This is a genomic window from Bartonella sp. AD24XZML, assembly GCF_042196485.1.
Lineage (GTDB): Bacteria > Pseudomonadota > Alphaproteobacteria > Rhizobiales > Rhizobiaceae > Bartonella.
This window is the reverse complement of the sequence record NZ_JBHIQH010000095.1, coordinates 1-10,872: the sequence shown is the minus strand read 5'-3', so window position 1 is coordinate 10,872 and position 10,872 is coordinate 1. Positions and strand designations below refer to the sequence as shown.

The following is a 10,872-nucleotide window of genomic DNA, read 5'->3' as shown; positions in this document are numbered from 1 at the left end:
CGGATGAGAAAGTTTCTCATATTGTAAAAGATGGAGTTAATGAGGCTAATTCATATACGGATATGAAGTTTTCGACATTAAATTATGCTATTGAGGATGTTCGAAAAGAGGCAAGACAAGCTGCTGCTGTTGGTTTAGCGGTAGCTGGTTTACGCTATAGTGATATTCCTGGAAAATTAACAATCGCATTTGGTAGTGGTTTATGGCGCAGTCAATCTGCTTTTGCTTTTGGTGCAGGTTATACTTCAGAGAACGGTGATATTGGTTCCAACTTGTCAATTACCACTTCTGGAGGTCACTGGGGTATAAGTGCAGGGGTTAATGTGATACTCAACTAATAAACGACTAAATCCATAAAATTGATTTACCTTTTCCAGAGCCTTCTAAAACTATTCTAAATGTACAAAACTTTCGTAATTATATAAAATCCGAATATAAAAAGCTTATTACAACTTTTGTTGAGAATAAAAGAGCTTAGTGGTAAAGATTCAAAAAATTGATTGCTATTTTTCTTTGATAATTAGGTAATAATCTTATTGCTCTATCCTATTATTTTGATTTATTAAAATGCTTCAAGCAATGTAAATACGAATATACCCTTTATTAAAAGAAGACAGTTTTAGCTTTTATTTTCTTATAGAAACGTATGATTTATGTTGATATCGTTATAATTTTTCATTGAAATTCTTGTTTTTTAAATGACAAATTATCTTAAGAATAGAATAGTTCAAAATATTATGTTTTTTTAATCAATTTTTTTGTAGCTTCATAGTAAAAATTTAATTTCTCCAAAGAGTCTTAACCTGATTACGAGTATAAAAAGCAAATGGGGGTGGAAGTATCTCTTTAGGTTCCTATTCTAACGTGATGGTTAATGGGGGTGTTGCTATCGGGAACAACTCTGTGTCCGGTAGGGCTTACGGGCGTTTTTTTGATATACGTTTCTTTTGCAGGGATCGGCTAAAAACACTGAATTTCAATGGAAAAGTACGGAAGAAGTAGTGAGTATTGGTGTTCCTAGTAAGAATATAATGCAACAAATTATAGGCGCAGCAGCTGGTAGCAAGCCTACCGATGCAGTGAACCTTAGACAGTTGCAGGATTTAGAAGAAGTCGTAAGAAAAAAGGTTGGAAACTGTCTATTGCTAGTGAGGCAGCTAAAGATATGGATGCTAGATAGTACAATAAATTTTTCATCTGGAGTAAGTAACTTCAGGGTTAAAAGAGATAAGCACGATGAAAATAAGCTCATATTGAGTTTGGCTAATGATATAGCATTGAAAAGCATAACATTAGGAGAAAAAACAAAAGTAGATGCAACAGGCTTAGTAATTACTGATGTCTCGCAAATAACCACCGGTAGTATTAATACGGCAAGTAAACAAGTAACAAATGTTGCAGAAGGAACTAGCAATACTGATGCAGTGAATTTTTCACAACTGAAGGGAATAAAAGAACAAGTAGCAGTGAGTATTTTTGTAAAATAGGATACAGCAACGAGACACATTACCATTAGTAAGGATATAGATGGGGCATTTTAGTAAAAAGCTTTCATAAATCCTCTAATGAAATAAAAAATCTTATTCACGAAAAATAAACTGATGCCTAAACGGATGACCAATAGGTACAAAAATTATATTTCTTTCAAATAAATCAAAGCTAAAAACAACGTACAACTTTTGATAGAAAACGAAATCCATTCTAATATTAAGTATTTTTTTACCTTCCCCCAATTGGCTTTCACAAACCTGCTCCTAATTACCCTCTAAAGATGCTGTAGAAACAACAGCTTATGTCTTAATTTTTATTTATGTCCTAAAAACATACGCTGTAAGAGCGCGGACATGCAAGGGAAATAAGAAAGCTTTAGGGCTCTAGATCATACCTTTTTTGTGTTTTTAATCTATTATTATGAAAGGGGTATTATGAAAAAATTATACACTCACAAAATCTGCGTGATTTGAGTTTTTTTGCTCACATCGTCGATCATCATTGTTTAAAGTAGCGTCGTTAGAAACTGCGGTTGCCTTGTTTTTATCGAATGCTGCTCCTGTTTTTTCAGCAAATATCGATTTAACAAAAGCATCTCTTGAAAATGTGAAGAATGCCGCTGTAGTTTATCCGCAAAGTACTATTTCTGCGTATGATAATTATAACAGTGGTATGGATGGTTATAATTCTGTAATAAATGTTTTAACAGCCGACGGAAAATTTGCATGGGAAGATGCGCAAAACATCTTTACAGCGAATGGCACGCTCGTTTCTGATTCAAAAAGGGATAAGAGGGCTAAAAAAGCTGTTGTTTTAGATCCAGAGAAATATACGGCAAAAGAGAAAAGTTTTACTATAAACTCTATGGCTTGCGCTTCAGGGCTAAACGGTATTGCGATAGGTTCCGTATATGATAATCAAGATAGCATTGAGGAATATACATTCGCGAATGGTTACTCTTCAAAAGTGAGGGCTGATGGTAATGGGGCTATTGTTATAGATAAGAATGCTGAAACGCGTGCGTATGGCAATGTTGTTCTTGGGGACGGTTCTGTGACTACATCGCTTGCTGGCGCTAGTGGTTACAGTCCTATCGAGCTAAGCGAAAAAAATAAAAACAGTGAGGTATGGAAAAATACTGCGCATGCAGCGACTATTGGTGATTATAAAATAAGGTAACACGCCAGCTTGAAGGAGTGGCAGCTGGGGAAGAACCTTATGATGCAGTGAATTTTGCGCAGCTACAAGAGATAAAAAATCAAATAGCAGCAAATAGTCTTGTTAAGCAAGATGGTGAAAAAGCAGGTCGTATCACCATTGGTATAGAAACAGGTGGTTCTGAAATCAATGTTGCAAACAAATCAGGTGATGCTCGTGCAATTTCCGGTGTGAAAGAAGTAGTTAAGGATGATGAAGCCGTTAATAAAAAACAACTTGATGGTGAAATTGCAGATATCACGGACAGTATTAAGGTCATTAAAGAAGTAAATAGCTTTGCAGTTCTCTATGATAAAGATGCAGATGACACCATTAATTATAATAGTGTGACTTTGGGTGGTGATAAGACTACGGAACCAGTTGCTCTCCATAATGTACAAGCTGGTACAATTGCAAAAGGGTCTCTTGATGCGATCAATGGCAGTCAGATTGAAAAAATATCTGAAGATGTAGCAAACATTTTGGGTGGGAATGCGGAATTTAGCGACGGTATTTTGTTTGGTCTGCTCTATCATTTATCGTGCATTTCTGAAGATGGCGTAGCAGTATCTAAAGACCATAATAATGTTGGTGATGCTTTGACAGGGCTTGATGACAATATCAACAATGTGAATAGCCGCTTAACACATGTAGCTAATGAGTTCACTCAGAAAATTGAGGGTGTTTCTAAAGATTCTCTATTGTGGAGTAATGATGAGTAGGCATTTTTGGCACAGCATGGAGAAAACAAAGAAAACAGCAAAATTAAATTTCTTGCCAATGGAGATATTACTGAAGATTCAACCGATGCAGTAAATGGTTCTCAGCTCTTTGCTACTAATCAGAATGTTACCACTGTTACGAATGATCTAGCAAAAATTTCTCAAAATACATCTAAATATTTTGGTGGTGGTGCAGATGTATCTAACGGTAAGGCTCCCACTTACACTATTCAGGGTAAGCCACATAATGATTTTGAAGCTACTTTTAATGCTGTTGATACTTCTATCACGAATATCCAAAATCAAATCACTAATGCAGCAAAAAATAGCTTTGTTAAGCAGGAAGGAGATGCAGGTACTATTACCATTGGTGTGACAACGGGGGGACAGAAATTAATGTCGCAAACAAATCGGGTGATGCTCGTACAATTTCTGATGTAAAAGCTGCAGAGCGAAATGATGAAGCTGTTAACAAAGCCCAGCTTGATAAAAATATAGAGAAGATTTCTAATGATATTAATCTTACAAGTGCTGCTGCAGTTCTTTATGATAAAGAAAACGGTACCGTTAATTATGGTAGCGTAACTTTAGGTGGGATGGATAACCAAGCCCATGTTGCTCTTCATAATGTTAAAGATGGCATAATTGCGCAAGTATCGCATGATGCAATCAATGGGAACAAAATTAATAAAATATCTGGAGATATAGCAAATTATTTTGGTGGTAGCGCTGGCTATAATAATGGAGAATGGACTGCTCCTACTTTCAAGATAGCACAATTCAAGGCTGACGGGAGTTCTGCTGAAAAGAAGGATTATCATAACGTTGCCAGTGCTTTTGACGGCGTAAGTGAGAGTATGTCTAAGATAAACGACCGCATTCAAAATGTTGAAAACAATGTCTCGTCCAATGGTTTAAATTGGAATGAGCAGAAAAAAGCTTATGATGCTAGCCTTGATAGTCAACCAAGTAAGATTATCAATGTAGAAGATGGTAAAATTGCAGAAGGTTCAAAAGATGCAGTCAATGGTGGACAGCTTTGGGAGACCAACGAACGTATTACTGGCGTTGAAAAAGATATTAAACATATTGAAAAGAGAGTCGACAATATTTCCACTACGGTTACGAATATTGGTGAAACGGTTTTCAATAGTGAAAACAGAGTTGATAATATTGAGAACACGGTTAATAATTTTTCTGATGGTGCAGTTAACTATGATAAAGGTACTGATGGTAAAAAGACCAATAAGATCACTCTAAAAGGTGGCAACGAAAGTGAACCTGTTATGATTAATAATGTTGCGGATGGTTGCATTGAACAAGGTTTGAAAGAAGCTGTTAATGGTGGTCAACTGCATGATTACACTGAGCAGCAGATGAAGATTGTTCTCGATGATGCAAAGCATTACATAGATTAACGGGTGAATAATATCGTTATCGATGCTATTGATGATGCCGTTGATCGGGCTCACCAATATACAGATATGAAGTTTAATATTTTAAGTTATGCCATTGAAGATGTTCGGAAAGAAGCAAGACAAGCAGCGGCTGTTGGTTTGGCAATATCGAATTTAAGTTATTTAATATCCTTTGGTCTTTAAGTGTCTGTTTTGGTAGCGGTTTATGGCATAGTCTATTGGCATTTTGCTATTGGAGCTGGTTATACATTTGAAGATGGGAAAAACCACTCTAATCTCTCTGCCACGAGTGCTGGTGGTTATTGGGGGATAGGTGGTGCAATCACTCTGAAAAGAAAATAACACGGACAACGAAAACTGAATAAAATATTCACGCTTATTGATTGAAATGAGGGTGAATATTTTTTTACAGACGCACAGTATTTATCTAGAGATAAGCATAATATTTAATGACGCTATAAACTTTAGAGTTTATGGAAGATTTCTCTCTATTTTTATTGCAAAAAGAACACAGTAGAATCCATATTGCTAAAAAAGTTATATTTTTGTATTGCTATTTTCTGAAATAATCTGTAATGATGCAGAAATATATATTAATAAGACTCATTTTGATAAATAACTTTCAAAGGGGGGTAGGCAATGCATAAAGATAAAAAACACACCACAAAATGCCCATATACCATTACGTGACAATCTAAAAAGAGATAATCTGACTAAAATCAATTATTCGAGGAAAAATAAATCCCGACATATTACAATTTATTTTTACTTTACGCGTTATTAACAAAACAATGCTCTCTAATAAAACTAACGCCCATAATTAGGAAGACACGCACTAAAACCTTATTCTATAATAATAACTACCAAGTAAAAAAGTAATATTAAATATGTAGAACCTCTTTTTTAGTTATCAAAAACAGCACATCAATTAAACTAGACTCTAAATGTGTTATTTCTATGTCCACAAAACATAACCAAAAAAACAAACATTTAGACCTCAATACAGAAAGCACAAACATAACAAAACAAAAGACTCAAAACGTCCATACTCTAAGCTATGATCCTCTATTCAAAATCCAAAAGGGGACTATAATGCTAAAATGTGTCTTTTTTATGTTTTGGAGGTGTTTTTAAGTTTTTTCATTGGAGAGTTTGTTATGAAAAAATTATATGCCACACCAGCACACAATGATGCAAATGAGACTCATTTTCCTTATCCATTGTCTTTGGTTAGGGTGCTTTTGTTGGCTGCAATAGTTGCGTTTTTATCGAATGTTACTACTAGTTTTTCGGCAAATGTCGATTTAAGCAAAATGTTCCTTGAAGGTGTCGAGAGCGCTGTTGTAGGAGCTCGACAAAATGTTATCTCTGCTTATGAGAGCGATAACAGTGAATTAGATGCTTCTAGTGCGTCAAAGAAAAATTATATAACAGCGTTGAGTGTTGCGACGACACCTAAGGTGGATGCTGTGAGTGACTATGCAAATTTTCTCATCAATACTCTTTCTGGTAACAGTGATAAGAATTCCGTAATAAAGATTGATAATAGCTCTGTAATAAATACTTTGACAACAAGACAACTTATTCCTGTTAGTGAAATGCAGCGAGACACGAAAGCTGATCAAGGTGTTGTGTTGGGTGAGTCCGCGAGTGCGCCCTCTGTGTCGTCTATTGCGATAGATTCCTCTACAAAGGCGACAGCAAAAAATGCTACCAGTTTGGGGGATGGTGCACAGGCAAAAGGTGTGAATAGTATAGCTATAGGCTATAAGGCGGAAGCTTTGGGTCAAAATAGTATCGCAATAGGTAGCCAATATGCTCCGGGTACAGGCATAACAAAAGCGGTTAAGAATTTTTCAACAGTTGTGGGAGACTTTGCGACTGCTAGGGAAGAATATGCGACTGCTTTTGGTGCGGGTGCAGATGCATCGGAAGAATTTTCTACTTCTGTGGGATATAAAGCAACAGCACAAGCGAGAGGCAGCACTGCTATAGGTCGTAGTGCAAATGTATCAGAAAATGATGGCGTTGCTCTAGGAAGCAAGTCTGTTGCTAATAGGGCTGCAGGTGTTTCAGGATATACTTCTATGCTGCAGGGGCCTGCAAAAAATGAGCTATCTTATTGGAAATCTACGTCAGGTGCTGTTAGTGTTGGTGATGCTGATGATGGCAAAACACGACAAATTACAGGTGTAGCGGCTGGTAGTGAAGATGCAGATGCAGTGAATGTTATACAATTAAAAGACTTAGAAAGGGTCGTAAGACAAAATGGTTGGAAACTGTCTGTTGACGGTAAAAATGCTAAAACAGTCATTATGGATAGTGGAGTAGATTTTTCTACTGGAAGTAAAAATCTTAACATTACAAAAGGCNAAAATGCTAAAACAGTCATTATGGATAGTGGAGTAGATTTTTCTACTGGAAGTAAAAATCTTAACATTACAAAAGGCGATAAGGATAATAATGTAAAATTTGATTTAGCTCAAGATGTTGTATTAACGAGCTTAAAAGCAGGGACGAATACCTTAGACGCAACAGGTTTGGTCATTACTGATGGTCCAAAAATAACGACCGCGGGCATTGATGCTGGAGGTAAAGAGATAAAGAAAGTTAAGGCTGCGGTACTCACTGAGACTTCACAACAAGCAGTGAATGGTTCACAGTTATTTGCAACAAATAATGAAATTGCTGATGTAAGAGATAGTATCCTTGTTAAGCAAGAACAAGAAGAAGAAAATAGATTAGCGCGTAGTCTTCGTGCAGGGGGAACAGGTGTTATCACCATTGGGAAAGGAACTGGTGGCAATGAAGTCAGTATTCTGAATAAAGGTAATGAGAAACGGAAACTTTCCGGTTTATTAGGTGGCGATCTCAGTACAAATTCAGATGAAGCAGTCAATGGTTCTCAGATAAATATACTAGGTGGTAAGGTAGCTACTTTTTTTGGTGGAGATGCTGACTTTGGAAATGGAAACTGGACAGGTCCAAGTTTCAAGATTAAGATCTTCAATGAAGATGGTACTGAAGAAGATAAAAGCTATTCTGATGTAGCAAGTGCTTTAACAGGGGTTGGTACTTCTATCACAAATGTAAAAAAAGAGGTCACTGAAAATATTGATCAGAATGCTTTGATGTGGAGCGAAGAAGAAGGTGCGTTTGTAGCAACGCATGGGAAAGAAGATGCAAAAAGCAATAGCAAGATTAAGTATCTTGCGAATGGCGATATTTCTGTCGACTCAAGCGAAGCGGTGAATGGCTCACAGCTTTTTACCACCAATGAAAATGTTACTAAGGTTGCTGAGCATACAGCGAAATATTTTGGTGGTGATGCTAAGTATGAGAATGGTGAATGGACCGCACCAAAATTCACGGTTAAAGCTGTCAAAGATGATGGTGTTGCAATTGAAGAGAAGCAGTATGATAATGTTGCGGATGCGTTAGCAGGAGTAGGGACATCTTTCACGAATATTCACAAAGAGATTAACAAGGTTGTAAGTGATAGTCTTGTTAAGCAAGATGCAGATACAAGTCTTATCACTATTGGTAAAGAAGTAGCAGGCAGTGAAATCAATATTGCCAATAAAGATAACGGGGATCGGACGCTTTCTGGTGTAAAGGAAGCTGCGAATAACAATGAAGCGGTTAACAAGGGACAGCTTGATAAAGGTTTAAAAGATCTTTCTGATAAACTTCAGTCTGATGAATCGGCGGTTGTTCATTATGATAAAACAGGTGATGAGACTGATTATACGAGTGTGACATTAGGCAAAGGTAAGAATTCTTCCTCTGTTGGCCTTCATAATGTTGCAGATGGTAGTATTGCTAAGGGCTCTCATGATGCAGTGGCTGGTGGACAGCTTCATACAATCACAGATGATTTATCAAAGATTTTAGGTGGAGATGTCTCCTTTGATGGCAAAAGTTTTAAACAACCAAAGTATGACTTATCGACAGTTTCTAAAGACGGTAAGGTAGATAACAAAACCTATGAGGATGTTGGTTCTGCCTTTAAAGGACTTGATAAGAATATCAAGACTGTGAACGATCGTATTAAGGAAGTTTCACAAGGAGTAGCACAGGATTCGTTATCGTGGAGCAAGGATGAGGATGCCTTTGTAGCGCAGCATGGAGAAGGAGAGAAAAAAGGCAACAGCAAAATTAAGTCTCTTAAGGATGGAGATATATCTGAAGGCTCAACCGATGCCGTGAATGGTTCACAGCTCCATTCTACGAATACAGCCCTTGCAGAATATTTCGGTGGTAATACCAAGTATGAGGATGGTAAATGGACGAAACCTGATTTCAAAGTTGCACAATTTGATTCTGATGGCACAGAAGGTGATACAAAGATTTATCATAATGTTGCTGCTGCTTTTGAAGGTGTTAACAGTGCTTTCACGACACTTAATGATGAGATTGTCGATGTAAGAGACAGTATCCTTGTTAAGCAAGAAGAAGAGACGGGCTTCAGTCGTAGTCTTCGTGCAGGGGGAACAGGTGTTATCACCATAGGTAAAGCATCAGGTGGTACGGAAGTAAGTATTCTTAACAATGAAGGTAAGGAACGGACAATTACCGGTGTGGGTACTGGTGAACTTTCAGAAAGTTCAACGGATGCGGTTAATGGTTCGCAACTTTTTACAACCAATAAAAATGTTACTAAGGTTGCTGAGCATACAGCGAAATATTTTGGTGGTGGTGCAGGCTATGATGATGCAGGTGAATGGACTGCACCAAAATTCAAGGTTAAGAAATTCGATGATACAGGCAATTCGAAAGAGGAAACTTATAATAATGTTGCGGATGCGTTAGATGGCGTAAGTACATCTTTCACGAATATTCACAAAGAGATTAACAAAGTTGTAAGCGATAGCCTTGTTAAGCAAGATAATGATACAAAACTTATTAGCATAGGTTCTGGAAAAGGTGGTGCTGCAATCAGTATAGCAGATAATACGAGTACAGATCGGACACTTTCTGGTGTGAAGGCGGCAGAAAATGATAACGAAGCGGTTAACAAAGGGCAGCTTGATAAAGAGATCAAAGGTCTTGCTCAAACCGTTAAAAGTGATTCTTTGAATTGGAGTGAAGCGGATAAAGCTTTTGTAGCGCAGCATGGAGAAGGAGATACGAAAGGGAATAGCAAGATTACGTCTCTTCAGGCTGGTGAACTTTCAGAAAGTTCAACGGATGCGGTGAATGGCTCGCAGCTTTTTACAACCAATAAAAATGTTACTACAGTAACAAATGATTTGAAAACAGTAGCTGAGAATACATCAAAATATTTAGGCGGTAAGGCGGATGTTTTGAAGGGAACACAGCCAACTTATACAGTTAAGGGCAAGGACTATAATGATGTTGGTTCTGCTTTTGCTGGGGTTGATAGTTCTCTCACGGATATACAGAAAGAAGTTACTGAAAACATTGGTCAGAATGCGTTGATGTGGAGTGATGATGAGGGTGCGTTTGTGGCTCATCATGGAAAAAAAGAAGATGTGAAAAGCAACAGCAAGATTAAGTATCTTGCGAATGGAGACATTTCTAAAGACTCAACGGATGCGGTTAATGGCTCACAGCTTTTTACCACCAATGAAAATGTTACTAAGGTTGCTGAACATACAGCGAAATATTTTGGTGGTGATGCTAAGTATAAGGATGGTGAATGGACCGCTCCCACTTTCAAGGTTAAGACTGTTAAGGAAGATGGCAAGGATGAAGAGAAGAGCTATACTGATGTAGCTTCCGCTTTTGAGGGTGTAGGTACTTCTATCACAAATGTAAAAAAAGAGCTTACCAAGGTTGTAGGTGATAGCCTAGTTAAACAGGATACAGACAGCAAGACTATCAAGATTGGTGCGGAGACAGATGGTGCTACAATCAATATTGCAAATAAGAGTGGTGAGGATCGGATCATTTCTGGTGTAAAGGAAGCTTCGAATGACAATGAAGCGGTTAATAAAGGTCAACTTGATAAGGGTTTAAAAGATCTTTCGGAAAAACTTCAATCTGACGATTCAGCAGTTGTTCTTTATGATAAAGGTACA

The 10,872-nt window shown here is 37.3% G+C and carries 4 protein-coding genes and 2 pseudogenes; all 6 read left to right on the top strand.

Going from position 1 to position 10,872, the window contains the following annotated elements; translation table 11 throughout:
- The coding region (locus ACFIMX_RS08820) for a YadA-like family protein (RefSeq protein ID WP_375694344.1) at positions 1-338 on the top strand (338 nt) is incomplete at its 5' end.
- Between the two features lie 663 nt (positions 339-1,001).
- Entirely contained in the window at positions 1,002-1,487 is a 486-nt protein-coding gene (locus tag ACFIMX_RS08815; RefSeq protein ID WP_375694343.1) for a hypothetical protein, read from the top strand.
- Positions 1,488-1,992: 505 nt separating this feature from the next.
- A complete protein-coding gene (locus tag ACFIMX_RS08810) occupies positions 1,993-2,670 on the top strand; it encodes a hypothetical protein (protein WP_375694342.1) in 678 nt (225 codons plus the stop codon).
- 17 nt (positions 2,671-2,687) lie between these two features.
- On the top strand, positions 2,688-3,410 hold the full coding sequence (locus ACFIMX_RS08805) for a hypothetical protein (RefSeq protein ID WP_375694341.1): 723 nt from the start codon (positions 2,688-2,690) through the stop codon (positions 3,408-3,410).
- 30 nt (positions 3,411-3,440) lie between these two features.
- Positions 3,441-5,170 (top strand): annotated as a pseudogene (locus tag ACFIMX_RS08800) (Vomp family autotransporter); the annotation flags it as partial.
- Positions 5,171-5,985: 815 nt separating this feature from the next.
- Positions 5,986-10,872 (top strand): annotated as a pseudogene (locus ACFIMX_RS08795) (hypothetical protein); the annotation flags it as partial.